The 25,675-nt window shown below is 69.8% G+C and carries 26 protein-coding genes and 1 riboswitch; of the genes, 13 read left to right on the plus strand and 13 right to left on the minus strand.

Annotated features, from left to right (window positions below; genetic code table 11):
* Window positions 1-46 precede the first annotated feature (46 nt).
* The 3 genes from cydB to hisC all read right to left on the minus strand — a co-directional run bounded on the left by cydB (window position 47) and on the right by hisC (window position 3,903).
* Window positions 47-1,051, minus strand: a complete 1,005-nt coding sequence (gene cydB, locus ACFZDK_RS10575; RefSeq protein WP_355724465.1) for a cytochrome d ubiquinol oxidase subunit II — start codon at window positions 1,049-1,051, stop codon at window positions 47-49.
* Between the two features lie 18 nt (window positions 1,052-1,069).
* Window positions 1,070-2,578, minus strand: coding sequence for a cytochrome ubiquinol oxidase subunit I (locus tag ACFZDK_RS10580; RefSeq protein WP_390971650.1), 1,509 nt, complete (start codon window positions 2,576-2,578; stop codon window positions 1,070-1,072).
* 245 nt (window positions 2,579-2,823) lie between these two features.
* The gene (gene hisC / locus ACFZDK_RS10585) at window positions 2,824-3,903 is read right to left on the minus strand and encodes a histidinol-phosphate transaminase (protein WP_390971651.1); all 1,080 of its coding nucleotides are present in this window, start codon (window positions 3,901-3,903) and stop codon (window positions 2,824-2,826) included.
* 439 nt (window positions 3,904-4,342) lie between these two features.
* Here hisC and ACFZDK_RS10590 point away from each other — a divergent pair, with 439 nt between their 5' ends.
* The 3 genes from ACFZDK_RS10590 to ACFZDK_RS10600 all read left to right on the plus strand — a co-directional run bounded on the left by ACFZDK_RS10590 (window position 4,343) and on the right by ACFZDK_RS10600 (window position 7,893).
* The gene (locus tag ACFZDK_RS10590; protein ID WP_359212112.1) at window positions 4,343-5,455 is read left to right on the plus strand and encodes a LacI family DNA-binding transcriptional regulator; all 1,113 of its coding nucleotides are present in this window, start codon (window positions 4,343-4,345) and stop codon (window positions 5,453-5,455) included.
* A 289-nt stretch (window positions 5,456-5,744) separates the two neighbouring features.
* Window positions 5,745-6,842 carry a metallophosphoesterase gene (locus ACFZDK_RS10595; protein WP_390971652.1) on the plus strand — a complete coding sequence of 366 codons (1,098 nt, stop codon included), beginning with the start codon at window positions 5,745-5,747 and terminating at the stop codon, window positions 6,840-6,842.
* 181 nt (window positions 6,843-7,023) lie between these two features.
* Entirely contained in the window at window positions 7,024-7,893 is an 870-nt protein-coding gene (locus tag ACFZDK_RS10600) for a hypothetical protein (RefSeq protein WP_390971653.1), read from the plus strand.
* A 45-nt stretch (window positions 7,894-7,938) separates the two neighbouring features.
* Here ACFZDK_RS10600 and ACFZDK_RS10605 read toward each other — a convergent pair whose 3' ends face one another.
* Entirely contained in the window at window positions 7,939-8,355 is a 417-nt protein-coding gene (locus ACFZDK_RS10605) for a winged helix-turn-helix transcriptional regulator (protein ID WP_390971654.1), read from the minus strand.
* A gap of 111 nt (window positions 8,356-8,466) precedes the next feature.
* Between ACFZDK_RS10605 and ACFZDK_RS10610 the strand changes: the two genes are divergently transcribed.
* The gene (locus ACFZDK_RS10610) at window positions 8,467-9,408 is read left to right on the plus strand and encodes a zinc-binding dehydrogenase (RefSeq protein ID WP_390971655.1); all 942 of its coding nucleotides are present in this window, start codon (window positions 8,467-8,469) and stop codon (window positions 9,406-9,408) included.
* 84 nt (window positions 9,409-9,492) lie between these two features.
* On the opposite strand, the gene thiC is transcribed toward ACFZDK_RS10610, so the two are convergent.
* Window positions 9,493-11,313, minus strand: a complete 1,821-nt coding sequence (thiC, locus tag ACFZDK_RS10615; RefSeq protein ID WP_390971656.1) for a phosphomethylpyrimidine synthase ThiC — start codon at window positions 11,311-11,313, stop codon at window positions 9,493-9,495.
* Window positions 11,306-11,483, minus strand: a riboswitch (TPP riboswitch). (Overlaps the previous gene by 8 nt.)
* 71 nt (window positions 11,484-11,554) lie before the next feature.
* On the opposite strand from thiC, the gene ACFZDK_RS10620 reads away from it, so the two are divergent.
* A complete protein-coding gene (locus ACFZDK_RS10620) occupies window positions 11,555-13,135 on the plus strand; it encodes a YibE/F family protein (RefSeq protein ID WP_390971657.1) in 1,581 nt (526 codons plus the stop codon).
* A gap of 135 nt (window positions 13,136-13,270) precedes the next feature.
* Here ACFZDK_RS10620 and ACFZDK_RS10625 read toward each other — a convergent pair whose 3' ends face one another.
* The 4 genes from ACFZDK_RS10625 to ACFZDK_RS10640 form a co-directional block, all read right to left on the minus strand.
* The gene (locus tag ACFZDK_RS10625) at window positions 13,271-13,708 is read right to left on the minus strand and encodes an SsgA family sporulation/cell division regulator (protein WP_351748159.1); all 438 of its coding nucleotides are present in this window, start codon (window positions 13,706-13,708) and stop codon (window positions 13,271-13,273) included.
* A gap of 99 nt (window positions 13,709-13,807) precedes the next feature.
* On the minus strand, window positions 13,808-14,596 hold the full coding sequence (locus ACFZDK_RS10630) for an IclR family transcriptional regulator C-terminal domain-containing protein (RefSeq protein WP_390971658.1): 789 nt from the start codon (window positions 14,594-14,596) through the stop codon (window positions 13,808-13,810).
* A gap of 211 nt (window positions 14,597-14,807) precedes the next feature.
* Complete coding sequence (locus ACFZDK_RS10635) at window positions 14,808-15,020, minus strand: DUF5326 family protein (protein WP_089100495.1); 213 nt, start codon at window positions 15,018-15,020, stop codon at window positions 14,808-14,810.
* Window positions 15,021-15,187: 167 nt separating this feature from the next.
* On the minus strand, window positions 15,188-15,505 hold the full coding sequence (locus tag ACFZDK_RS10640; RefSeq protein ID WP_089100494.1) for a cupin domain-containing protein: 318 nt from the start codon (window positions 15,503-15,505) through the stop codon (window positions 15,188-15,190).
* 59 nt (window positions 15,506-15,564) lie between these two features.
* Here ACFZDK_RS10640 and ACFZDK_RS10645 point away from each other — a divergent pair, with 59 nt between their 5' ends.
* From ACFZDK_RS10645 to ACFZDK_RS10665, 5 genes are all read left to right on the plus strand, one after another.
* Window positions 15,565-15,942, plus strand: a complete 378-nt coding sequence (locus tag ACFZDK_RS10645) for a phage holin family protein (protein ID WP_390971659.1) — start codon at window positions 15,565-15,567, stop codon at window positions 15,940-15,942.
* Window positions 15,943-15,949: 7 nt separating this feature from the next.
* A complete protein-coding gene (locus tag ACFZDK_RS10650) occupies window positions 15,950-16,441 on the plus strand; it encodes a low molecular weight protein-tyrosine-phosphatase (protein ID WP_390971660.1) in 492 nt (163 codons plus the stop codon).
* Window positions 16,438-17,571, plus strand: coding sequence for a cystathionine gamma-lyase (locus ACFZDK_RS10655; protein WP_390971661.1), 1,134 nt, complete (start codon window positions 16,438-16,440; stop codon window positions 17,569-17,571). The genes ACFZDK_RS10650 and ACFZDK_RS10655 overlap by 4 nt, the downstream gene beginning before the upstream one ends.
* A 229-nt stretch (window positions 17,572-17,800) precedes the next feature.
* The gene (locus ACFZDK_RS10660; protein WP_390971662.1) at window positions 17,801-18,706 is read left to right on the plus strand and encodes a LysR substrate-binding domain-containing protein; all 906 of its coding nucleotides are present in this window, start codon (window positions 17,801-17,803) and stop codon (window positions 18,704-18,706) included.
* A gap of 86 nt (window positions 18,707-18,792) precedes the next feature.
* Window positions 18,793-19,275, plus strand: coding sequence for an NUDIX domain-containing protein (locus tag ACFZDK_RS10665; RefSeq protein WP_123975752.1), 483 nt, complete (start codon window positions 18,793-18,795; stop codon window positions 19,273-19,275).
* A gap of 4 nt (window positions 19,276-19,279) precedes the next feature.
* Here ACFZDK_RS10665 and ACFZDK_RS10670 read toward each other — a convergent pair whose 3' ends face one another.
* Together ACFZDK_RS10670 and ACFZDK_RS10675 are read right to left on the minus strand one after the other, a co-directional pair.
* Window positions 19,280-20,737, minus strand: coding sequence for a globin domain-containing protein (locus ACFZDK_RS10670; RefSeq protein ID WP_390971663.1), 1,458 nt, complete (start codon window positions 20,735-20,737; stop codon window positions 19,280-19,282).
* 306 nt (window positions 20,738-21,043) lie between these two features.
* The gene (locus ACFZDK_RS10675; RefSeq protein ID WP_390971664.1) at window positions 21,044-21,676 is read right to left on the minus strand and encodes an HAD-IB family phosphatase; all 633 of its coding nucleotides are present in this window, start codon (window positions 21,674-21,676) and stop codon (window positions 21,044-21,046) included.
* A 215-nt stretch (window positions 21,677-21,891) separates the two neighbouring features.
* Here ACFZDK_RS10675 and ACFZDK_RS10680 point away from each other — a divergent pair, with 215 nt between their 5' ends.
* Window positions 21,892-22,758 (plus strand): GNAT family N-acetyltransferase, encoded by an 867-nt coding sequence (locus ACFZDK_RS10680; RefSeq protein WP_390971665.1) that lies wholly within the window; start codon window positions 21,892-21,894, stop codon window positions 22,756-22,758.
* A gap of 68 nt (window positions 22,759-22,826) precedes the next feature.
* On the opposite strand, the gene ACFZDK_RS10685 is transcribed toward ACFZDK_RS10680, so the two are convergent.
* Both ACFZDK_RS10685 and ACFZDK_RS10690 read right to left on the minus strand, forming a co-directional pair.
* Window positions 22,827-23,246 carry a heme-binding protein gene (locus ACFZDK_RS10685; protein WP_390971666.1) on the minus strand — a complete coding sequence of 140 codons (420 nt, stop codon included), beginning with the start codon at window positions 23,244-23,246 and terminating at the stop codon, window positions 22,827-22,829.
* A 46-nt stretch (window positions 23,247-23,292) separates the two neighbouring features.
* Window positions 23,293-24,501, minus strand: coding sequence for an MFS transporter (locus ACFZDK_RS10690; RefSeq protein WP_390971667.1), 1,209 nt, complete (start codon window positions 24,499-24,501; stop codon window positions 23,293-23,295).
* A gap of 140 nt (window positions 24,502-24,641) precedes the next feature.
* Here ACFZDK_RS10690 and ACFZDK_RS10695 point away from each other — a divergent pair, with 140 nt between their 5' ends.
* Together ACFZDK_RS10695 and ACFZDK_RS10700 are read left to right on the plus strand one after the other, a co-directional pair.
* Entirely contained in the window at window positions 24,642-25,100 is a 459-nt protein-coding gene (locus ACFZDK_RS10695) for a MarR family transcriptional regulator (protein ID WP_390971668.1), read from the plus strand.
* 9 nt (window positions 25,101-25,109) lie between these two features.
* Entirely contained in the window at window positions 25,110-25,562 is a 453-nt protein-coding gene (locus ACFZDK_RS10700; RefSeq protein WP_390971669.1) for a GNAT family N-acetyltransferase, read from the plus strand.
* Window positions 25,563-25,675 lie beyond the last annotated feature (113 nt).

Raw genomic sequence — 25,675 nt, forward strand, 5'->3', positions numbered from 1 at the left:
TCACGTGAAACAGTGCGCATCATCGTGAATCACCCTCCCGCCGGACTCAGTGCGCGGCTTCGGCGATGTGCTGCGTGCCGATCCGCTTGCGGAACACCCAGTACGTCCACCCCTGGTAGAGCAGGACCAGCGGCGTGGCGATCGCCGCGAGCCAGGTCATGATCTTCAGGGTGTACGGGCTCGACGAGGCGTTGGTGACCGTGAGGCTCCAGTCCGCGTTGAGCGAGGACGGCATGACGTTCGGGAAGAGTGACAGGAAGAGCATCGCCACGGCGGCCACGATGGTCACCCCGGACAGGGCGAACGCCCAGCCCTCGCGGCCTCGCAGGTTCGCTCCGAGCGCGGCGACCAGCGCCACGACGGCCACCACCAGGGCGACCAGGCTCTTGCCGTCACCACTGTCGGCCTGGGTCCACAGCAGGAAGGCCAGCGCCAGTACGGCGGTGAGCAGACCGACCTTGGTCGCCAGCTTCCGCGCCCGTACCCGGATGTCGCCGACCGTCTTGAGTGCGGTGAACACCGTGCCGTGGAAGGTGAACAGGGTCAGCGTCACCAGTCCGCCGAGCAGGGCGTACGGGTTGAGCAGGTTCCAGACGGTGCCGACGTACTCGAAGTTCCTGTCGATCTTCACGCCGTGCACGATGTTCCCGAAGGCCACACCCCACAGGAACGCCGGGATCAGCGAGGTCCAGAAGATCGCCGTCTCCCAGTTGCGCTGCCAGTTCTCCTCGGGCCGCTTCGCCCGGTACTCGAAGGCGACACCGCGGACGATCAGGCAGACCAGGATGACGAGCAGGGGCAGATAGAAGCCGGAGAAGAGGGTGGCGTACCACTCGGGGAAGGCGGCGAAGGTGGCGCCGCCCGCCGTGAGCAGCCACACCTCGTTGCCGTCCCAGACGGGGCCGATCGTGTTGATCAGCACCCGCTTCTCCAGCCGGTCGCGGGCCAGCAGCTTGGTGAGGATGCCGACCCCGAAGTCGAAGCCCTCCAGGAAGAAGTAGCCGGTCCACAGGACGGCGATCAGCACGAACCAGACGTCGTGAAGTTCCATGACTGCGTCTCCCTCGGCCTAGTACGAGAAGGCCATCGGCTTGTCGGCGTCACGGGCCTCGCCGCCGATCTTCGTGGGCGGGTTGAGGTCGTCCTCGGTGAGCTCCGGCGGGCCGGCCTTCACGTACTTCACGAGCAGCTTGACCTCGACGACGGCGAGGACGGCGTACAGCGCGGTGAAGGTGATCATCGAGATGAGGATCTCGGTCTGGGAGACCCCGGGAGAGACCGCGTCCCGGGTCTGCAGGACGCCGTAGACGACCCACGGCTGGCGCCCCATCTCGGTGAAGATCCAGCCCCAGGAGTTGGCGATCAGCGGGAAGCCGAGCGTCCAGATCGCCACCAGCCAGTACAGCCTGCCGAGCTTGGGGCTGAGGGCCTTGTTCCTGAAGAGGACCAGGTTCGGCACCTCGTCCTCACCGACCCGCAGGTGCTGGGGCAGCATGAACTTCTTTCGGGTCAGCCAGAGTCCGACGATGCCGATGGCGAAGGACGCCATGCCGAAGCCGATCATCCACCGGAACGCCCAGAAGGTGACCGGGATGATGGGCCGGTAGTCGCCGGCGCCGTACTTCTGCTGTTCGGCCTTGTTGGTGTCGTTGATGCCGGGGACGTACGAGCCGAAGTCGTCGTCGGCGAGGAACGACAGTATGCCGGGGACCGACAGCTCGACGGTGTTGTGGCCCTTGCTCACGTCGCCGTAGGCGAAGACCGAGAACGGCGCCGAGTTCTGGCCGTCCCACAGGGCCTCGGCCGCGGCCATCTTCATCGGCTGCTGCTTGAACATGACCTTGCCGAGGGTGTCGCCGCTGATCGAGGTGAGCAGGCCGCCGATGACCACGGTGACCAGACCGAGCCGCAGCGAGGTCTTCATCACGGTGATGTGCTTCTTGCGGAAGAGGTGGAAGGCGGCGATGCCGACCATGAACGCGCCGCCGGTCAGGAAGGACGCGGAGAGCGTGTGGAAGGCCTGGGCCAGCGCGGTGTTCTGGGTGAGGACCGCCCAGAAGTCGGTGAGCTCGGCGCGCCCCTTCACCTTGTCGATCTTGTAGCCGACGGGGTGCTGCATCCACGAGTTGGCCGCGAGGATGAAGTACGCGGACAGGATCGTGCCGATGGAGACCATCCAGATGCAGGCCAGATGGATCCTCTTGGGCAGCTTGTCCCAGCCGAAGATCCACAGCCCGATGAAGGTGGACTCGAAGAAGAACGCGATCAGCGCCTCGAAGGCGAGCGGAGCGCCGAAGATGTCGCCGACGAACCGCGAGTAGTCCGACCAGTTCATGCCGAACTGGAACTCCTGCACGATGCCGGTGACCACCCCCATCGCGATGTTGATCAGGAAGAGCTTGCCCCAGAACTTGGTCGCCCTGAGGTACTTCTCCTTCTCCGTGCGCACCCAGGCGGTCTGCAGACCGGCCGTGAGGGCGGCCAGCGAGATCGTCAGCGGGACGAACAGGAAGTGGTAGACGGTGGTGATGCCGAACTGCCAGCGCGCCAGTGTCTCCGGCGCCAGAGCCAGGTACACGTCGTCAGTCTCCTTACGTCGCCGTACTACAGCGGCACTTTGCCCCTTTTGTCACGTACATCACGGAGCAAATGGGATGCGCTTGTGAATGCATTCACATTCACAAGCCATTATGACGCACTGATTATCGGGGGTGGAAGGGGGGTCCGACTTGAGCCGTTCGGCACTCTCCCGACACAGACGTACGGGGCCGCCCGGCCGTGGAACACCGGCCGTGCGACCCCGTACACAGGGACCTGTCGGGGCTAGAGCTCCTTGCGGAACGCCTCCGTCACCTTCACGAAGATGTCGTTCGCCTCGGTCTCGCCGACCGTGACCCGCACGCCCTCGCCCGGGAACGGCCGGACGACCACACCGTGCTCCTCGCAGGCCCCCGCGAAGGCCGCCGTACGCTCCCCCAGCCGCAGCCACACGAAGTTGGCCTGGGTCTCGGGCACCGTCCAGCCCTGGGCGCGCAGCGCCTCGACCACACGCTGCCGCTCGCACACCAGCGAGCCCACCCGGCCGAGCAACTCGTCCTCGGCCCGCAGCGAGGCGATCGCCGCTTCCTGGGCGATCTGGCTCACCCCGAACGGCACCGCCGTCTTGCGCAGCGCCGCCGCCACCGGCTCGTGGGCGACCGCGAAGCCGACCCGCAGCCCGGCGAGGCCGTAGGCCTTGGAGAAGGTCCGCAGGACGCAGACGTTCGGCCGCTCACGGTAGATCTCGATGCCGTCCGGCACCTCGGGGTCGCGGATGAACTCCCGGTAGGCCTCGTCGAGGACCACCAGCACATCACTCGGCACCCGGTCCAGGAACCGCTCCAGCTCGGCCCGCCGCACGACCGTACCGGTCGGGTTGTTGGGGTTGCAGACGAAGATCAGGCGGGTGCGGTCGGTGATCGCGTCCGCCATCGCATCCAGGTCGTGCACCTCGCCCGGCGTGAGCGGCACCTGGACCGAGCGGGCGCCGCTGATCTGCGTGATGATCGGGTACGCCTCGAAGGACCGCCAGGCGTACATCACCTCGTCGCCGGGACCGCTGGTGGCCTGGATCAGCTGCTGGGCCACACCGACCGAGCCGGTACCGGTCGCCAGGTGGCCGAGCGGGACGCCGAAGCGGTCCGACAGCTCGTCCATCAGCCCGGTGCAGGCCATGTCCGGGTAGCGGTTGAAGGCGGAGGCGGCCGCGGTGACGGACTCCATCACGCCGGGCAGCGGGGGATACGGGTTCTCGTTGGAGGAGAGCTTGTACGCGACCGGACCGCCGGCCGCGGCCGGCTTGCCCGGCTTGTAGGTGGGGATACCCTCCAGCTCGGCGCGCAGCTTGGGGCTCGTCTCGCTCACCGCAGTCCTCCTCGCGACCACCGGCGGACCGTCCGCGCCGCCGACATCCAATACTCCTCACCTTATGAGGATTCGGCGCCCGTGCGTACAGCGGCGGAGCAAGCGGACAGCCGGGACCGGCGAACCTCATCCGCCCCACCGGCATCACGGGCATCACCGTACGAAGGCGCATTTATTGGGGGCGCGCCCTACATATATCTATGCGCCGGTGGCTCGCGCCGTGGCGCGCATCACCCGTGAAGGTGAGTTGAGACCTCTTCGAAACATCGGGCACTTGGCAGGCCCATGGGTGCCGACAAGTCACGTCTCCCTATTGGATCGTTCAACTGACTTTCTTTCTAAGGTAGTTGACCATGTTTGACCTTGCAGAAACGTGCCTGTCAACGCGTGCATATGCGTCCGCACTACCCCACCGCATGAGCCCTACTATCGGCTCGCCATGACAGCAGCAGGGAAGCACCAGGTGAGCCGCGCGGAAACCTCTCGGCGAGGCAGCCGGCCGGGCCGGGCGGGCATCAGAGACGTGGCCGCCGCCGCCGGAGTCTCCATCACGACCGTGTCCGACGCCCTGAACGGTAAGGGCCGGCTCCCGGATGCCACCCGGCGCCATGTCCGTGAGGTCGCCGACCGGCTCGGATACCGCCCCTCGGCCGCCGCCCGAACCCTCCGTACCGGCAAGTCCGGCCTGATCGGCCTGACCGTGACGACGTACGGGGATGAACCTTTCACCTTCACCGAGTTCGCGTACTTCGCCGAGATGGCGCGGGCCGCGACCTCGGCGGCACTCGCCCGCGGCTACGCCCTGGTGATCCTGCCCGCGACCTCGCGCCACGACGTGTGGTCGAACGTCGCCCTGGACGGCACGGTCGTCATCGACCCCTCCGACCAGGACCCGGTGGTCAGCGAGCTGGTCCGGCAGGGCCTGCCGGTGGTCTCCGACGGCCGCCCGGCCGGCGCGCTGCCGGTCACGGCCTGGGTGGACAACGACCACGAGGCCGCCGTCCTCGGCATCCTCGACCATCTGGCCGCCGCCGGCGCCCGCCGGATCGGCCTGCTCACGGGCACCACGACGGACACGTACACCCATCTGTCGACCACCGCCTACCTGCGCTGGTGCGAACGCGTCGGCCAGGACCCGGTCTACGAGGCCTACCCGGCGCACGACCCGTGCGCGGGCGCCGTCGCGGCCGACCGGCTGCTGGCCCGCCCGGACCGCCCGGACGCCGTCTACGGCCTGTTCGACCCCAATGGCACCGATCTGCTCGCCGCCGCCCGCCGCTACGGACTGCGGGTCCCCGACGACCTGCTACTCGTGTGCTGCAGCGAGTCGACCGTGTACGCCAACACCGAGCCGCCCATCACCACGCTCTCGCTCAAACCGCGCCGGATCGGCACGGCGGTGGTGCAGCTGCTCATCGACGCGATCGAGGGGGTCGAGTCGGACCAGCCGGTCGAGCAGGTGATACCGACCGAACTGATCGTGCGTACCTCCTCCCAGCGACGGGCGCCACGCACCACGGTCAGCCCGCCGCGGGCTCCGGAGGAGGAGTAGCACGGCCACCCGGAGAGGCGTCCGGCCCACCCGCCGGACGCAACCGGAAGGCGGGCGGCCGACCTGCCCGGTCCCGTCGGACGGCGACCGGCAGGTGAACGGCAGAGGTCCGAACCCCTGCCCAACCGGGGCGAAAGCCGCGCTGAACTGGACTCCTGCCCCGATTCACCACCCCTGGGTCATCACACGGAGCTACGCGCATTCCTATGATGGGCCCACGACACCGCGGGGCCGCTGCGACCAGGCAGTCCGAAGCGGTGCAGATGCGGCGCGATGGTGGAGGGGTCTGATGACTCAGGGGGCCGGTCAGGGACCCGAGACGGAGCGGACGGCGACGTTGCGCGACTTCCGGGTGCCGGCGTACGTCAACGAGACCGGTCCGTACGCCCACGGCACCCACCCCGGCGACGTCGCCCCGCCGCTCGACGAGGCGTACCCCGAGGGGCCCGACGGATATCCGGACGGGTACACGCCCACCCAGCGCGACCTGCCCGTCATCAACCGCGGCGACACGATCCAGCTGCCGGTCGATCCGGCCACCGCCCCGGCCGCGCAGCTCGCGGACGGTCCCGGGCCGCTGTACGTCGTCGGCGACGTGCACGGCTACTTCGACGAGCTGCTCGACGCGCTGCGGGAGCAGGGCCTGATCGACGCCGACGGCAACTGGTGTGGCGGCACCGCCCGGCTGTGGTTCCTCGGCGACTTCACCGACCGGGGTCCGGACGGCATCGGCGTCATCGACCTGGTGATGCGGCTGTCCGCCGAGGCGGCCGCGGCCGGCGGCTACTGCAAGGCCCTCATGGGCAACCACGAGCTGCTGCTGCTCGGCGCCAAGCGGTTCGGCGACACCCCCGTCAACTCCGGCGCGGGCACCGCCACCTTCCAGGCGGCCTGGCTGCTCAACGGCGGCCAGAAGACCGACATGGACCGGCTCCAGGACCACCACCTCCAGTGGATGGCCCGCCTGGACGCGGTCGAGGAGGTCGACGGATACCTGTTGGTGCACTCCGACACCACCGCCTACCTCGACTACGGCGACTCGATCGAGGCGGTCAACGACACCGTCCGCGAGACCATCACCCGTAATGACGCGGACGAGGTCTGGGATCTCTTCCGCAAGTTCACCAAGCGCTTCTCCTTCCGTGACGAAGGGGGTGCAGACGCCGTCCGTTCCCTTCTCGATACGTACGGCGGCACCCGGATCGTTCACGGACACAGCCCGATTCCCTATCTGCTGGGGGAAGTCGGCTCCGAGGAGGGCGAAGAGGGGACCGGCCCCGTTGTGGAAGGACCGCACGTCTACGCCGACGGTCTGGCCATCGCCATGGACGGCGGAGTGACCATGGCCGGAAAGCTGCTGGTGAGGCAACTTCCACTGGACGCCTGAGGGTTCGATGCGCTGTTCTGTCCCTCCGGCTTCGCACGCGGACCACCCCCAATTTCCGGCAACCCCCTGTCACCGCGTGCCGTAACGGCTCTACCATCGGTTTATCCGTAGCAGGCTCCCCTCCGTTTCTGCCCGACGGCTCGCCGGCGTGCGAGCCCCCAGCCCTACGGAGCATCGGGGGATGCACATGAACAGCGTTCCGCAGCACCTGCACAGCGAGGACCGCCAGGAATACGAGCGGATCCTCGATGAGGCGCTGCGCTCCGCCCCTTACCGTCCCGAACTGGCCGGTATAGGCCAGCGTTTGAACACCGAACAGCTGCGCACCATGGCGCTCAACGCCACCGCACTGATCACGGCGGCCGCGGCGACCGAGTACCAGCACTACGTGAAGGTCCGCGAGGAACTGCGCAACCCTGCGCGGTCCACCCCGGCCACCGTCCAGGAGACCGGCTCCACGGAGCCGGGCGCCGGCGGTGCGATGGGGCTCGCCACCACCCTCGGCGAGGCCGCCGAGACCACCGGCGCCGGAGGCTTCGCCCTCGCCCTGGTCCTGGCGCCCGTGCTCGCCGGCACCGCCGCCGCGATCTTCCTGCTCGTCGGCTACGTCCTGAAGATGCTGGACCCGGCCCCGGCGTTCGCCCAGACCATGCTCACCGCGGGCTGGGTGTTCGGCGTCGTGACCGCGGCCGCCATCCTCATGGCCGGCGCGGGACTGCTGCTCACCGCACTGCGCAACAGCCCCTCGCTGGAGGCAGGACCCTACGGCGAACCCGGCGGGGAGGTGGCCAAGGCCCGGGAGGCCTGGCGGGACGCCCTGCTGGAGCGCGGCATCCTGCCCTTCCTCCGGGAGGCGCTGGCCACCGAACCCGGCACGGCCGGACTGCGCCGTACGGCCCCGTCGAGCCCGGCGGGCCGGATGCCACGCCTCGGCTACGACCGTCCCGGCTTCAGCACCGACGACGGCGCCGCCCCCGCCCCCCGCCCGAGCTTCACCAGCCCGGACTACACCAGCCCGGACTTCGGAGGCCCGGAACACCAGCCGGAATGACCCGGCTTGCGCCCCCGGCCCGGGGGCGCAGGCCGGACACCCGGTCTAGGAGGCGTCACCGGGGAGCTGACGGGCCGCACGCCCGTCGTACTCCTCCCGCGCCGCCCGGATGGCGGCGATGTTCGTCTGCGACCAGTCGGTGATGCGCTGCACGAGCCCGCCGACCTCCCGGCCGAGCCCGGTCAGCCGGTACTCCACACACGGCGGCACCGTCGGATACACCGTGCGGGTCAGCAGTCCTTCCCGCTCCAGTGCGCGCAGGGTCTGGGTCAGCACCTTCGGCGTCACGCCGTCCAGCCGCCTGCGCAGCTCCGCGAACCGCATGGGCCGCCCGTCCTCGAGGGCCACCAGCACCAGCATGGTCCACTTGCCGGCGATCACGTCCAGTACGGCACGGGTGGGGCAGTCGCGCAGGAAGACATCCACGCCGCCGTGTTCTCTGAGGTCGAAGCCGGTATCCATGAGGTACCTCGATATCAGACAAGTGCCTTCTTCCGCGGGGCCGTTGCGTGGGCCGATCATGGAGCTCGCCGCACCCGCCGCGCCCGCCGCACTCGCCGTCGAGGAGTCCTGATGTCCGCCGCCCGTATGCACGCCGTCGTCCAGTCCGTGTTCGGCGGTCCCGAGACACTGGGGTACGCCGAGACCGGCATACCGGAGCCGGGCCCCGGGGAGGTGCTGCTGCGGGTCGCCGGGGCCGGGGTCAACCCCGGCGACGCGGTGCTCCGCTCCGGCCGGGTGCCGGAGCTGGTCGAGCTGCCGTGGACGCCGGGCAACGATGTCGCCGGTGTCGTCGAGCGGCTCGGCGAGGGCGTGACCGGGTTCGCGCCGGGGGACCCGGTGTACGGCATGCTGCCGGTCTCTCGCCGTGGCGCGTACGCCGAGTTCACCGCCGCGCCGGCCGAGGCGCTGGCCCTCGCTCCCAAGAACCTGGACCTGGCGCACGCGGGGGCCGTTCCCCTGGTCGCCCTGACCGCCTGGCAGGCGCTGACCGTACTGGCCCGGGTCCGGCCCGGTGACCGGGTGCTGATCCACGCGGCCGCCGGTGGCGTCGGCCATGTCGCGGTGCAGCTGGCCAAGGAACTGGGGGCGTATGTCATCGGCACCGCGCGGCCGGCCCGCCACGATCTGCTGCGCGAGCTGGGTGCCGACGAGCTGATCGACCACACGGCCACCGCCTTCGAATCGGCCGTGTCCCCGGTGGACACGGTGCTGGACCTGGTCGGCGGCTCCTACGGGCCGCGCTCCCTCGAGGTGCTGCGCCCGGGCGGACTGCTCGTCGGCGCCTCGATCGACCCGGGCATGGACGAGCACCGGGCCGCCGAGCGCGGGCTGCGCTACGCGTGGGTCACCGCCGCTCCCTCCGGCGCGGTCCTGGACCGCATCACCGAGCGCATCGAGGCCGACCGGCTGCGGGTGCTCGTCCAGGACACCTACCCGCTCTCCGCGGCCGCCGAGGCGCACCGCGCGATCGAGACCGGACGCACCTCGGGAAAGCTCGTCCTCGTGCCGTGACAGACGCCTCGCGGACCCTCCGAGGGGGGGCGAGGGTGCCGGTCCGGGGTGCTGGACGCCCCGGACCGGCAGCAGGGGAGCGGCTCAGTCCGCCAGCGGCAGATAGACCCGGTTGCCGCTCGCCGCGAACTCCTTCGACTTCTGGAGCATCCCCTCCGCGATCTCCTCGGGTGACGCTCCCTCGGCCTGCGCACCGCCGAAGCGCTCGTTGATGCTCTGGCTGATCTTCATCGAGCAGAACTTCGGCCCGCACATCGAGCAGAAGTGCGCCGTCTTGGCCGGCTCCGCCGGGAGCGTCTCGTCATGGAACTCGCGGGCGGTGTCCGGGTCCAGGGCGAGGTTGAACTGGTCCTCCCACCGGAACTCGAAGCGGGCGTCGGACAGTGCGTCGTCCCACTCCTGGGCGCCCGGGTGGCCCTTGGCGAGGTCGGCCGCGTGGGCGGCGATCTTGTAGGTGATGACGCCGGTCTTGACGTCGTCCCGGTTGGGCAGGCCCAGGTGCTCCTTGGGCGTGACGTAGCAGAGCATCGCCGTACCCCACCAGGCGATCATCGCGGCGCCGATACCGGAGGTGATGTGGTCGTACGCCGGCGCGACGTCCGTGGTCAGCGGGCCGAGCGTATAGAACGGAGCTTCATCGCAGATCTCCTGCTGAAGGTCGATGTTCTCCTTGATCTTGTGCATCGGGACATGGCCCGGGCCCTCGATCATCGTCTGTACATGGAAACGCCTGGCGATCCGGTTGAGTTCCCCGAGCGTGCGCAACTCCGCGAACTGCGCCTCGTCGTTGGCGTCCGCGATGGAGCCGGGGCGCAGGCCGTCACCCAGTGAGTACGTGACGTCGTAGGCGGCGAGGATCTCGCAGAGTTCCTCGAAGTTCTCGTACAGGAACGATTCCTTGTGGTGCGCCAGGCACCAGGCCGCCATGATCGAGCCGCCGCGCGAGACGATGCCGGTCTTGCGGTTGGCGGTCAGCGGGACGAACGGCAGCCGCACGCCCGCGTGGACGGTCATGTAGTCCACGCCCTGCTCGGCCTGCTCGATGACCGTGTCCTTGTAGATCTCCCAGGTCAGCTCCTCGGCCCTGCCGTCGACCTTCTCCAGGGCCTGGTAGAGCGGCACCGTGCCGATGGGAACGGGGGAGTTGCGCAGCACCCACTCGCGGGTGGTGTGGATGTTGCGGCCGGTGGAGAGGTCCATGACCGTGTCGGCGCCCCACCGGGTCGCCCAGGTCATCTTCTCGACCTCCTCCTCGATCGAGGAGGTCACCGCCGAGTTGCCGATGTTGGCGTTGACCTTCACCAGGAACCGCTTGCCGATGATCATCGGCTCGATCTCCGGGTGGTTGACGTTGGCCGGCAGCACGGCACGGCCCGCCGCGATCTCCTCGCGGACCACCTCGGGAGCGACGTTCTCGCGGATGGCCACGTACTCCATCTCCGGGGTGATCTCGCCCCGGCGGGCGTACGCGAGCTGCGTGACCGCCTCGCCGTCCCGGCCGCGGCGGGGCTGGCGCGGGCGGCCCGGGAAGACCGCGTCCAGGTTGCGCAGACCGCCGCGCGGCGAGGTGTGCTTGATCCCGTCGTCCTCGGGACGGACGGGCCGGCCCGTGTACTCGGCGGTGTCGCCACGGGCGATGATCCAGTTCTCCCGCAGCGGCGGCAGACCCCTGCGGACGTCGGTCTCGACGAACGGATCGGTGTACGGGCCCGAGGTGTCGTAGAGCGTCACCGACTGCCCGTTGGTGAGATGCACCTGACGGACCGGCACCCGAAGGTCGGGGCGCGAACCCTCGACATACCCCTTGTGCCAGCCGATGGACTTCCCGGCCTCCAGGGACGGTTCGCCCGCAATGGGCTGTTCGTCCTGGCTGAAGGCAGGCGTGCGTGCGTCCTCATGGGTCATGAGACCTACTCCCTACGCCGGCATTACCCGGTAACAGGTTCGGCGGTCGACGCAGCGGCTTCCGTCGGGCGGCGTTCCCTGTGAAACATCACTCGTTCCACGTGAAACATCGCGAATACGGAGGTCAGCGCCCTCTCAGCCCGGTGCTCCGAGCTCCCGCGTGTGCAAAGGTGCCTCCACGCTAGCGTCAATTCGGGCGCGGTGAACAGGGGGCCCCTGCCGTTCTTGCGATGATCGGGTGGTGACCTCGACTCAGCAGCACCCTCATCCGCCCCCCGAGCCGAGGCGCGGCAACGGCGCCCCGCAGGGCGGCGGTACCGGCCACGGGGGCCATGGTGCCGGTGACGGACACAGCCACGGGCAGAGCCGGCAGTACGACCAGGGCCACGCGCATGGACAGGGCCAACAGGCCGGTCACGCGCATGGACAGGGCCAACAGGCCGGCCACGAGCACAGCCACGACAACGCCCACGCCCACCCGCCCGGAGAGGCCCCCGGCCGGGGCAGCTCCGGAGCCGGTGGCGGGCACGGCCACTCGCACAGCCACAGTCACGGACCCGCCGCGCCCGTCTCCAAGCATCTGCGCAAGGTCATCGCGGCGATCCTGATCCCCTTCACCGCCGCGGTCGTGGCCGGCCTGGTGGTGCTGTGGCCCGGCGGCGCCCCGTCGCACGAGCGCACCGGCGTCGGCTTCGACCGCCAGACGCAGCAGGCGACGGTCACCAAGGTCGTCTCGGTCAGCTGCAAGTCGGTCAACGCCTCCGGGGGCGGCTCGACCGGCGACACCTCCACCGCCGAGGGCGGTTCCTCGAAGCAGGAGGAGGACGGCACCTGCAAGAAGGCCACGGTCCGGGTCGACACCGGCAAGGACCAGGGCCGCACCTTCACCGAGATCGTGCAGCCCGACCAGTCCCGGCAGTTGCACGAGGGCGAGAAGGTCGTGGCCGCTTACGAGCCTTCCGCACCCAAGGACCTGCAGTACTCGGTCACCGACGTCAACCGGAAGTTCCCGATGGCACTGCTCGCCGGGATCTTCGCGCTCGCCGTCGTGGTGGTGGGCCGGCTGCGCGGTGTGATGGCGCTGGTCGCGCTGGCGGTCAGCTTCCTGGTGCTGACGATGTTCATCCTGCCGGGGATCCTGCAGGGCTCGAATCCGCTGCTGATGGCGGTGGTCGGGTCGAGCGCCATCATGCTGATCGCCCTGTACATCTGCCATGGGCTGTCGGCCCGGACCTCGGTGGCGGTACTCGGCACCCTGGTCTCGCTGTGCCTGATCGGGGTCCTCGGTTCGGAGTTCATCGACTGGGCCGCGCTCACCGGCAACACCGACGACAACACCGGCCTGATCCACGGCCTGTACCCGTCGATCGACATGAGCGGTCTGCTGCTGGCCGGTGTCATCATCGGTTCGCTGGGTGTCCTGGACGATGTGACGGTGACCCAGACCTCGGCCGTCTGGGAGCTGCACGAGGCCAACCCGACGATGGGCTGGCGCGGGCTGTACCGGGCGGGCATCCGCATCGGCCGCGACCACATCGCCTCCGTCGTCAACACCCTCGTCCTGGCCTACGCGGGCGCCGCGCTGCCGCTGCTGCTGCTCTTCTCGATCGCGCAGAGCAGCGTGGCCACGGTCGCCAACAGCGAACTGGTGGCCGAGGAGATCGTGCGCACCCTGGTGGGCTCGATCGGCCTGGTCGCCTCGGTGCCCGTCACCACGCTGCTCGCGGCCCTGGTGGTGTCGGCCGACCGGCCCGGCAAGGAGGCGGTCGCGGCCGTGGAGGCCCCGGGGCGCCGCGGGCGGGGGCGGCGCCGGAAGCGGTGAGAGCCCCGCGCGCGGTCCTGGAGAACGGGCCGTGCGAGGAGCGGGGTCACGGCGCCTGCCGGAGGGCGCGGAGAAGCGTTCCTGCTCCCCCTCACACGGCTCGGCGGAGCGGTTCCCGCCCCCTGCCGTAACGCCTCAGCCGGCGCTCTGTTCCTCGGCCAGGATGCGGTCCAGGGCCTCGTCCAGGTGGGCGTCGAAGTCGGCCAGCGCGCCTTCCTGGCCGAGCGGCACCAGCTTGTCCGTACGGTCGAGGAAGGCCACCAGGGGTGGCGCGGAGGAACGGAACACGGCCTGGTCGCCACCGACCTGAAGCCGGATCAGCACCTCGCCCAGGACCTCGGAATCGGCGGGCGCGATATGCACGTCGCCCTCCCCGCACGGCCGGCCCACCCCGTCGATCAGCAGCTCCCGGCCGAAGGCCCAGGTCACCGGCGCGTCCCCGGGCAGATGAAAGGTGAGCCGCACGGCATACGGATCACACGTCTCGTAGCGCAACTCCACGGGGATGCGGAAGGAGAGCTCCTCCGAAACGAGAAAGCTCATCATGACTTCAGCTTGTACGGACTCGCGCATCGCCTACCCCGTCATATGACACCGACTGGCCGGGATTTACCCCTTTAATGGTAGTCAAATCTTGCTGAACGTACACGGGAGATCACAAGGAGTGAGTTTTCAGATACTGATAGAGATCGCCAGTGATCCCAGATGCCGCCCCACCTCGGCCTGGAGCAGCCGTGCGGCCGGCAGCAGCCGGTCGGACTGGTGCAGGGGGAGAGAGATGGCCATCGTGGCGGCCGTGGTGCCGACGGTGATGGGGATGGCCGCGCACACCGTCCCCAGCGCGTACTCCTGACGTTCCACCACCGGCTCCATCCGCCGCGTCCGCTCCAGGCGTCGCAGCAGCGCATGGCTGTCACGGACCGTGTACGGGGTGAGGGCCTGGGTGGGGTAGCGGCCGAGATGGTCGCGGCGGGCGTCCTCGTCCAACTGGGAGAGCAGGCACTGGCCGATGGCGTGCGCGTGCCCGGTCTCGCGGAAGTCGGCCCACTCCTCGACCGCGGGACAGCCCGGGGAGTCGGAGACGCACATGACGTCGATCTCGCCGTCCCGGTACATCGCGTAGTACACCGGCACACCGATCGAATCGCGCCAGTGGGCGAGGGTGTCGGCAACCGTGCTGCGACGTTTCTGCTGCGCCCCGCTGCTGCTCAGCCGTTCCGCCGCTTCGCCGAGGAAGAACAGCCCCTTGTCGCGGTGCAGATAGCCCTCGTGGACCAGGGTCCGCAGCAGGTGGTAGGCGGTGGGCAGCGCGAGGCCGGTCTCGCGGGCCAGCTGTTTGGCCGGGGCGCCGTGTTCGTGTCCGGCGACGCACTCCAGCAGCCGCATCGCACGCTGCACGGAACCGATGAGGGTGGCCGAGTGCGGCTGCGCGGGGTCGGCCGGGACGGCCGGCCGCTGCACGGGCGGTGTGCTGGAACGGCGTTGGGTGGGGGGTGAGGGATGTTCCGTTGGTGCGGAGGTGGCGTCAAGCGTGGCCAAGGGTCACTCCCGGAGCGCGAGGGGGTCAGCGACTCTAACCGTCCGCCGCCGCTCCGGGTCGGCGCGTGCGGGAAACTTCCCTCCCCCGAGGGAACCGGCGATTCCTGTTACCGGCCGCCGATTCCCACGGTCCTCACCAGTCGCTCTTCGACGAGGAGTTCGACATGAACTTCCGCACGATGTAGATCAGACCGCCGACCAGCGCCACGAAGATCAGCAACTTGAAGAGCAGGAACACCACCCAGCTGATCACGGCCGTGATCAGACCGCCGAAGACGACGAGGGCGATGACCGGCACCGCGATCCACTTCACCCACCACGGCAGTCCCGTGAAGATCTCTCGCATTGCCCTGTCCCCTCAGCTTTCTCGTGCGCTCCGGCACGTACGGTCTCGTGCGTCCCGCACGATGCGATGTCCTGCACTCGATGCTAGAGCCGCGAGGGGGTCGTCCGGAGGCCTCGGATCCCTTGTCCTCCCCTGACCCTTCCCCTAGGGAACCCCGAGGGCCGGGGTCAGGCCTCGGGCGGAGAGAAGACGACCAGAACCCTCAGATCCTCGCTGATGTGATGGAACTTGTGGGCCACCCCGGCGGGCACGTACACCACGCTGCCGCGCGCCACCTGCGTCGTCTCCATCCCGACGGTGATCGCGGCACGGCCGCTGACGACGAAGTACACCTCGTCCTGGTTGTGCGGCTGCTGCGGGTCGTGCGAGCCCGCGTCGAGGGCGTAGAGGCCGACCGACATGTTCCGCTCCCGCAGGAACTGCAGGTAGGCACCGTCGTTGGCGGCGCGCTCCGCCTCCAGTTCGTCCAGCCGGAATGCCTTCATCTCAGTTGTCGCCCTCGCCTCACTATTTGCATCCGATCTCTTCTGTCACGATCAGACACATGAAGAATTTCGTAGTCAAGACGATCGCCAACGCGGGCGCCCTGGCGGTCGCCGTGTGGCTGCTCGACAAGATCACCCTGACCGGCGACAGCACGCCCAAGAAGGTCTGGACGCTGATCCTGGTCGCCCTGGTCTTCGGTCTGGTGAACTTCCTGGTCAAGCCGATCGTGAAGGTCCTGACCTTCCCGCTGTTCATCCTCACCCTCGGCCTGATCACCCTGGTGGTCAACGCGCTGATGCTGCTGCTGACGTCGTGGGTGTGCGACAAGCTGGACCTGAGCTTCCACGTGGACGGGTTCTGGACGGCCGTCCTGGGCGGTCTGATCATCTCGATCGTGTCCTGGGCCCTGAACATGATCCTTCCCGACAGCGACTGAGCGCCCGATGACCTACCGCGTCTGCTTCGTCTGCACCGGCAACATCTGCCGTTCCCCGATGGCCGAATCAGTCTTCCGGGCCCGCGTGGCCGAGGCCGGCCTCGACGACCGCGTCGAGGCCGACAGCGCCGGCACCGGCGGCTGGCACGAGGGCGACGGCGCCGATCCGCGGACCGTCCGCGTCCTGACGGAGCACGGCTACGACGGCGAGCACACCGCACGCCAGTTCCAGGCGTCCTGGTTCGCCCGCCTCGACCTGGTGATCGCCCTCGACTCCGGCCACCTCAAGTCCCTGCGCCGCCTCGCCCCCACCGAGGAGGACGCCCGCAAGGTGCGGCTGCTGCGCTCGTACGACCCGGCCGCGGGCGACGACCTCGACGTACCGGATCCGTACTACGGCGGTCTGGACGGCTTCGAGGAGTGTCTTGAGATGGTGGAGGCGGCGAGCGAGGGCCTGCTCGCCGCGGTACGGGACGACGTGGAGGGAACAACCGTATGAGCGACGCGTCGCAGGGGGAGGGCACGCGCGCGGTACGCGCGGGGCTGCCCGAGCCGGTCAAGAACGAGCCGACCCTGCCCGGGCCGGTGTTCGCCGCGCACTTCCATCTGCCCGGCGAGGTGAGCGGCCCGTACGCCTACGGGCGCGACGAGAACCCGACCTGGACCCATCTGGAGCGGGCCATCGGCGAGTTGGAGGCACCCGGCGCCCAGGACGTCGAGACGCTGGTGTTCGCCTCCGGTGTGGCCGCCATCTCCGCGGTGCTCTTCTCCCAGCTGCGCGCCGGGGACGCGGTCGTCCTGCCCTCCGACGGCTACCAGGTACTGCCCCTGGTCCGCGCCCAGCTGGAGACGTACGGCATCGAGGTGCGCACCGCGCCGACCGCCGGCGACGCCCAGCTCGACGTCCTGGACGGGGCGAAGCTGCTGCTGATCGAGTCGCCGTGCAACCCCGGGCTCGATGTGTGCGACATCCGGCGCCTCGCCGAGGCGGCACACGCGCGGGGCGCGCTCGTCGCGGTCGACAACACCCTCGCCACCCCGCTCGGCCAGCGGCCACTGGCGCTGGGCGCCGACTTCTCCATGGCCAGCGGGACCAAGCAGCTCACCGGTCACGGGGACGTGCTGCTGGGGTACGTCGCCGGGCGGAACGCGGAGGCCATGGCCGCCGTACGCCGTTGGCGCAAGATCGTCGGCGCGATCTCCGGGCCCATGGAGGCCTGGCTGGCCCACCGTTCCCTCGCCACCCTCCAACTGCGCGTGGACCGGCAGAACGCGACCGCTCTGCTGCTCGCGGAGGCGCTGCGCGAGCGACCCGAGGTGACCGGGCTGCGTCACCCGGGGCTGCCCGACGACCCCGCCCACAAGATCGCCTCGCAGCAGATGCGCCGCTATGGCTCGGTGATCTCCTTCACGCTGCCCTCGCGCGCGCGTGCCGAGCGTTTTCTCGAGTCGTTGCGGCTGGTCGACGACGCGACGAGCTTCGGCGGGGTGCGCTCCACGGCCGAGCGGCGGCGGCGCTGGGGCGGGGACGACGTGCCGGAGGGCTTCATCCGCCTGTCGGTCGGGGCCGAGGACCCCGAAGACCTGGTGGCCGATGTGCTCCGCGCGCTCGACGAGTCGGATCGATGACCGGATTACGGACGTCCTCGCGGGCCCCGCTACGCATAACGGACGGTCCGAGCCTCCCCCCTCGTGGCTCGGACCGTCCCGGTTCTCGCGCGCCAAGAACCGCGCGACCAAGGCTAGTTGACTCTGCGTCAGTGTCCAATCACTGTAGCGACAGAGACCTATCGACTTATTTATAGTTGAAGGCCTGCCCGGGGGCCGGAAAAGGGCAGGCCGAACGGGAGGGCGTGCGATGGATCTGGCCTTGCTGCGCACCTTCGTGACCGTGCACCGGGCCGGCTCCTTCACCCGCGCCGCCGCGCTTCTCGGCCTCTCGCAGCCGGCCGTGACCTCCCAGATCCGGACTCTGGAGAAGCAGCTGGGCCGCCCCCTCTTTCTGCGGCAGGCCCGCGGGGTGACCCCCACGACGATCGGCGACGAACTCGCCCACAAGGCCGCCCCGCATCTCGACGCCCTCGTGGAGATAGCGGAACGCGGCCTCGACGACGACTCCTCGGTACGCACCCTGCACCTCGCCGGACCGCCCGAGTTCACCGCCGAACGCGCCCTGCCCGCCCTGTCGGAGCTGGCCGGCGACGACGGCCAGGGCTTCGCGCTGCGCGCCTCCTTCGGGAACGCCGAGGAGACCCTGGAGGGGCTGTCCGCCGGGCACCACGACCTCGCCATCAGTACGGCCCGGCCGCGCGGCGCCCTGCTCACCGCCACCGCGCTCTGCGACGAGGAGCATGTGCTGGTCGCCGCTCCGCGCTGGGCCGAGGAGATCGGTACCGCGACGGCGCGCGAGAAGGGCTCGTCCGCCCTGGACAACCTGCCGGTCGTCGAGGTCCATGAGTCGCTGCCCTTCGTCTCGCGCTACTGGGGCTCCGTCTTCGACGCGCGTCCGGCCGCCTCCGGCACGGTCGTGGTGCCCGATCTGCGTGCGGTCCTCGCCTGTGCGGTCGCCGGTGCCGGCCTCGCCGTGCTGCCCCGCTATCTGTGCGCCACCGCCCTGGAGCGCGGCGAGGTCGTGGCACTGCACGATCCCGCGGTGCCGCCACTGCGGACGTACTTCCTGGTGGTGCGCACCGGCACGCTCGCCATGCCGCATGTGGCCCGGGCGCACGAGTGGCTCCAGCACGCGGCCGTGGACTGGGGCTGAGCACGGATGTCCGAGTTCACCCGGTGCGGCGGCACGGTGGCGCTTCGCGATGTTTCACGTGGAACCAGCTGGGCCACATTTCTCCCATGACCGTCCGACCCGTGGTCAAGCGCACCGCCCGCGCCGTTCTTCTCGACGGCGACGACCTCATCCTGATCAAGCGCACCAAGCCCGGTGTCGATCCCTACTGGGTCACGCCCGGTGGCGGGGTCGAGCCGGAGGACACCACCGTCGTCGACGCCCTGCACCGCGAGGTGCACGAGGAGCTCGGCGCCAAGATCACCGATGTCGTGCCCTGCTTCGTGGACACGGTGGAGCACATCGGCGACAACGGCAGCGCGACCGGTGTGAAGGTGCAGCACTTCTTCGTCTGCCGGCTGGAGTCCATGGACCCGGCCCTGCGGCACGGCCCCGAAGTCGACGAGCCCACCGGCGAGTACGAGATCGTGCGCGTCCCCTTCACCCGCGTCGGCATCGCCTCCGTGCACCTGGTCCCGCTGTCCCTGCGGCACTATCTGGACGGCAACATCGAAGGCGTACGGGCCATGCACGCCCCGGACCTGGGGTGACGGGTCAGTCGCCGACGACGACCAGTTCCTCGACCGAGTCGTGCCGTATGCGGTGCGCGGGGATACCGACGTCCCGCAGTGCGTGCACTCCGTTGCGGATCATGCCGGGCGGACCGGAGAGATAGGCGTCGTACTCGCTCCACGGGCCGTAGGCACGGATGGCGTCCGGGAGCTGGAGGTGCGCCTGCTGGTCGACGATCGCGCGGACCGTGAGCCAGGGATGGCTCTGCTGGAGCCGGAGGAGCGTGTCGATGTCGTACAGGTCGTGGTCGGTCCGGGCGCCGTAGAACACCTCGACCGGGCGGCGGGAGCCGCGGTCGGCGATGTCCTCGACCAGCGCCCTGATGGGGGCGATGCCGGTGCCGCCGCCCAGGCAGAGCAGTCCGTTGTCCTTCGTGTGGTCGACGGTCATCGAGCCGGCGGCCGGGCCGAGCCGGATGACGTCACCGGGGCGGGCGCGGTGCACCAGCGCGTTGGAGACCCAGCCCGCCGGGACGGCCTTCACATGGAACGTCAGCAGCCCGTCCGAACGGGGCGCGGAGGCGAAGGAGTAGTGCCGCCAGACCCGTGGCCACCACGGTGTCTCCAGGCTCGTGTACTGCCCGGCGAGGAAGGGGTACGGCTGGTTCGGGCGGACCGTGACAACCGCGACGTCCGCAGTCCTGAGGTCGTGGGTGACGACCTCCGCGTGCCACCAGGCCGGGGCGCGGAGCTCGTCCGCGGCAGCCGCGTCGATCATCACCTGGGACATCGTGGTGTACGCCCGCACCCAGGCCGCCTCCGTCTCCGGGTCCCAGATGGCCGAGGCGTACTTGCTCAGGGCGCCGATGAGGCACTCGCCGACGGCCGGGTAGTGCCCGGCGTGAGTGCCGTACTTGCGGTGGCCGCGGCCCAGGTTCTGGAGGTACTCGACCAGGACCGGCGTGTTGTCGATGTGCTCGGCCGCGGTGAGCAGCGCCTTCAGCAGCCGGTCCCGCTGGGTGTCCATGGCGGCCGGGAACAGCGAACGCAGCTCGGGGTGGCGGACGAAGAGCAACGCGTAGAAGTACGAGGTGACCTTGTCGGCTATCGGACCGACCTCGGCCATCGTCCCGCGGATCCGGAGCGCGTCCGGAGAGGCGCCGGGGGGCGGCTGCGCGCTGCGCTGAGGGGGGACGCGTCGGTCGAAGGGGTCGGGCGCGGACTGCTCGGCCGGGGGTACGTAGGGATGGGGCGCCGCGTGCTGGCCGGTCGGCGGCATCTGGGCGGCTTCCTGGCGGCGGGACGGCTCCTGTGTCGGCGGTATTCGCCCCGGGGGCTCCGCGGGCGCGGGACGCGGGCCCTGGGACGTCTCCTGCTGACCACCCTGCGCGACCGGCGGCTCGGCGGAGGGCTCGCCCGGGGGCCTGGTGGGGGCCGACGTGAACCAGCTGCCCCCGCCGGCCCCCTCGTTGCCCGCCGACGTGGTGGTCGGAGCGTCCATGGTGTGCCTCGCCTCGAACATCTTTCGGTCGGTCTGCGCACCTCCTCGCTCGGAAGGTGCCTGCTTGCCCCCGTTGACGGCTAGTTCTTCCCGGTCGGGCCCGCGGCCGACACGGCCACATTGAACCCGTGCTTCCCTCACGTACGGACAAGTAAGGCGAGAGTGTGACAAGGGCCGCAGTCGCTCCCCCGGAGCGGCTCGCCCCGGACATGAACCGGAGTCGACCCTACCGGCCGTCGCCCCGCACACAAGTCCCCCCTGCCCCCGCCGCCGATCCGGCAACGGGCGAAGCATCGATTCCCTCAATTACTGGGCGGCACAAGCCATTTCATAGGCATCCCATAGATCCCGGCCCGTGTAGGAGTACGTCGCCAGACCGGCGAGATGTCCGTCCGCGTTGACCGCCACGGACACCGGGATCGCGGCGAACAGATCCCGGTCCGACATCGAGTCGCCGTAGGCGACACAGTCCGCCCGCCCCACCCCGAAGCGCTCGCACAGTCGGTCCGCGATGGTCACCTTGGCCGCGGCCGTGAGGATTCCCGCCGGATCCAGCGGCTCCACGAACGGCACCGCCGGGAAGCGCGACCCGAAGGCGGCATGGGCTCCCCAGCCCAGCAGTCGCTCCACGAAGAACGAGGGCGAGAGCGAGACCACCGCGCAGTAGTCACCCGCTTCCCTGATCTCGGCCCAGACCTCCCGGATCCGGGCCAGCCAGGGCGCGCCGTCGAATGCCGTGGTCACCTGTGCGTCAGTCAGCTCCGCCCACAGGCCGTACACCCGATCCGCATACTCCGGCGGAGTTATCCGTCCCGCGGTGATCGCCCGGTCAAGATCCACCGTCTCGGCTTCCAGGCCGAGTTGACGGGAGATCTCGACGGGCGCGGAAGTGCCGTGCAACAACGTGCCGTCAAGATCGAAGAGATGAAGTCTCGCCATGGACCCGAGGCTAGTGGGGAGCGATCACGCCTCCCCAGGGTGGGCGCGGGCAGGCGGTCACGGGCAGGTGTACGGCGGCTTGAGGGCCATGTTTCACGTGAAACGTCCCTCGGCTGTCCAGGGCCTGTGCTGCCGGCTACGGCATGGCCAAAAGCGCGTGCGTCTACCTTGAAAAAGGTGGACGACGAGGGTGCGGGTCGGCAAGCCTGACCTGCGTGCCAACTCCTTCCGTCGCTGCTCTGCCCATTCGCCGACTCACGCCGCGCGATCTCACCGCCTGCGCCGACTTGTCCGAGGACCGGGGGTGGCCGCGCGAGGAACACAAGTGGCGCCTGCTCCTCACCGCCGGGAAGGGCTACGGCATCGACGACCCCGCCGGGGGCCTGGTCGCCGCCTGCGTGATCACGGAGTACGGCCCGAGGGAACGCCCTGAACTCGGCGCGGTCGGCATGGTCCTGGTCGCCGAGCGGCATTCCCGGCAGGGCGTCGGGCGCCGGCTGATGCGGCACATCGTCTCGGCGGCGGGGACGACTCCCCTGACCCTGTACGCGACGCCGTACGGCCATCCGCTCTACGAAGAGCTGGGGTTCAAGACCACGGGACGCTCGGAGATGCTGTCCGGGCTCTTCACAGCGGGCGGGTCCGAACCGCGGGTGGCGACACGGGCGGCCACCGCGGAGGACCTCGGTGCCATCCTCCGGCTGGACGAGGAGGTGTTCGGCGCGGACCGCACCCCGCTCATCACGCGGCTGCCCGCCTTCTCGGACCAGTTGCGCGTCGCCGTGCACGACGGCCGGATCGTGGGGTACGCGGCTGCCTGGCCCAACATGGCCACCCATGTCGTCGGCCCGCTGGTCGCCGACGACACGGAGACGGCGAAGTCCCTCATCGCCTCGCTCGCCGCCCACACCGACCGGCCGCTCCGTACCGACATCGACGTCCGGCACGAACCACTGCGGACCTGGGCGAAGGAACGCGGGCTGGCTTCCGTCGCCATGAACACCGTCATGACCTACGGCATCACGGAGCCGCCGGGAGACTGGACCCGGCGCTTCGCACCGCTGACGGTGGCGGCGGGCTGAGGCTTCTGCGGCGCGGCCAACGCCGGCTCCCCTGGGGGAGCCGGCGTTCCGCGCTGAGCGGGATGCGGTCAGACCAGTGCCTGGACGGCGGTGGTGGCGAAGCCGTGATCCTGGTCGGGCGCGCCGCCGCCGACGCCGATGGCCCCGATCAGCCGGCCGTCGCGCTGGACGGGGACACCGCCCGCGATGAACAGCAGCGGCCGGTCGAGCGCCGTGGGCAGGGTGTGGAAGAGACCGCCGGGCTGGACGGCGTCGACGAGGTCCGCGGTGGGGGTGTTCAGCTGGAGCGCCGTGTAGGCCTTGCGGGTGCTGGTCTCGCCGGAGATCAGCACGGCGCGGTCGTCCCTCCGGAAGGCCAGCAGATGGCCTCCGGCGTCCAGGACGGTGACGCTGACGGTGACCCCGGCGGCCTCGGCGGCACGGCGGGCCTCGGTGATCAGGAGCTCGGCGTCCTGGATGGTCAGGGGGGCGACGGCGGTGGTGCTCATGGCTCTCCTTGGGTGGTGCTGACGTGCGGTGGGAAACACGGAGGGTTCAGTCGTGGACCGGCGTCCGCTGTCCGGCGGGCATGCCGCCGGTGGCCACGGCGCTCGGGGCGCTGTCCCGGCGCTCCAGCGCGGCCGACAGGAAGGCGAGGAGGAGGGCCGACGCGGCGAGGGCGGCACCGACCCAGTTGGGGGAGGTGTAGCCGAAGCCGGCCGCGATCACGATGCCGCCGAGCCAGGCGGACAGGGCGTTGCCGAGGTTGAAGGCGCCGATGTTCACGGCCGAGGCCAGGGTGGGGGCGCCATGCGCCTGGTCAAGGACGCGCTTCTGAAGCGGCGGGACGGTCGCGAAGCCCAGGGCACCGATCAGGGTGATGGTCACGGCGGCCGCGATCTTGCTGTGCGCGGTGAGCGTGAAGAGGACGAGGACCACGGCCAGGGCGCCCAGGGACACGTACAGCATGGGCATCAGGGCGCGGTCGGCGAACTTCCCGCCGATGAGGTTGCCGCCGACCATGCCGAGGCCGAAGAGGACCAGCAGCCAGGTGACAGAGCCGTCGGCGAAGCCGGAGACATGGGTCATCATCGGCGCGATGTAGGTGATGGCGGCGAAGACCCCGCCGAAGCCGAGGACGGTCATCGCCATGGCGAGCAGGACCTGGGTGTTCTTGAACGCCGCCAGTTCGTGCCGCAGGTGCACGCCTTCCTGCTTGGGCAGCTCGGGGACCAGCTTGGCGATCCCGGCCAGGCCGACGACACCGAGGGCGGCGACGACGGCGAAGGTGACGCGCCAGCCGACATGCTGTCCGACCAGGGTTCCGAGCGGGACACCGATCACGTTCGCCACAGTGAGGCCGGTGAACATCATCGCGATGGCCCCGGCCTTCTTGCTCGGGGCGACGAGCTCGGCGGCCACGACCGAGCCGATGCCGAAGAACGCGCCATGGGCGAGGGAGGCGACCACCCGGCCGATCAGCATGACGGTGAAGGAGGGCGCCACGGCGGACAGCAGATTGCCCGCGATGAACAGGCCCATCAGCAGCATCAGCATCCGCTTGCGCGGGATCTTGGTCCCCAGGACGGTCATCAGCGGAGCACCGATCACCACGCCGAGTGCGTAGCCGGACACCAGCAGGCCGGCCGTGGGGATGGAGACCCCGAAGTCGCCCGCGACCTCGGGCAGCAGGCCCATGATCACGAACTCGGTCGTTCCGATTCCGAAGGCCCCGATCGCGAGGGCCAGAAGCGCGAGAGGCATGGGGGAAACCTTCCCAGACGATTGCAGGTGCGCTTTGCCTTCGCTCACAATAGTTGCAGACGCGGGCTATGTGCAAGCGAGGGATATTGCGAACCTGTTCTATCCTTGATTCAGCCGCTCCTGGACGGAGGAACACGCCAATGACAGCGACGGACCCCGCGCTCACCGCTCTCGCTCAGGGCTGGTGCGCCCTCTCCCTGCTGCACGGGAGGATCGAGGCGCACATCGAGCGCGCCCTGCAGGCGCAGCACGATCTGAGCGTGCGCGAGTACTCCCTGCTCGACGTCCTCAGCCGGCAGCACGACGACGAAGGGGGCCATCTGCAGATGAAGCAGGTCGCCGACGCGGTCGTCCTCAGCCAGAGCGCCACCACCCGGCTGGTGACGCGCCTCGAGGACCGCGGCCTCCTGGAGCGCTACCTCTGCCCGACCGACCGACGCGGCATCTACACGAACGTCACCGAGGCGGGACTGCGACTGTTGGAAGAGGCTCGCCCGACCAATGACCTCGCGCTGCGCGAGGCCCTGGACGAGGCGGCCAGGAACCCCGAGCTGGCTCCCCTGGTCCGGGTCGTGGAATCGCTGAACGTGCCCGCATAGGCTGCGAGCATGGGAGATCTTGAAATACGCCCCGCGGTCGCCGACGACATCCCCGCCATCGTCGGCATGCTCGCCGACGACCCGCTGGGTGCCCGGCGCGAGTCACCGGACGACCTGGCGCCCTATCTGAGCGCTCTGGAGCGGCTCAGCGCCGATCCCCACCAGCGGCTGGTCGTCGCCGTGCGCGAGAGCCGGGTCGTCGGCACGCTCCAGCTCACGATCATCCCGGGGCTGTCGAGGCGCGGCGCCACCCGGTCGATCATCGAAGCCGTGCGCATTCACGCCGACGAGCGTGGTGGCGGACTGGGCACCCGGTTCATCGAGTGGGCGATCGACGAATCCCGCCGTGAGGGTTGCCAGTTGGTGCAGCTGACGTCGGACCAGTCCCGGACCGACGCCCACCGCTTCTACGAGCGGCTCGGCTTCACGGCTTCGCACGTGGGCTTCAAGCTCGAGATCTGAACGAGGGTGGGGGGGGGGGGGGGTTGTGGGGAAAAAAACCCCCCCCCCCCCCCCCCCCCCCGGCGCACCCCCCCCCCCCCCCCCGGGCGCCCCCCCCCGCGCCCCGGGACCGC

It is taken from the genome of Streptomyces sp. NPDC007901 (assembly GCF_042959465.1).
In the GTDB taxonomy this organism is placed as follows: domain Bacteria; phylum Actinomycetota; class Actinomycetes; order Streptomycetales; family Streptomycetaceae; genus Streptomyces.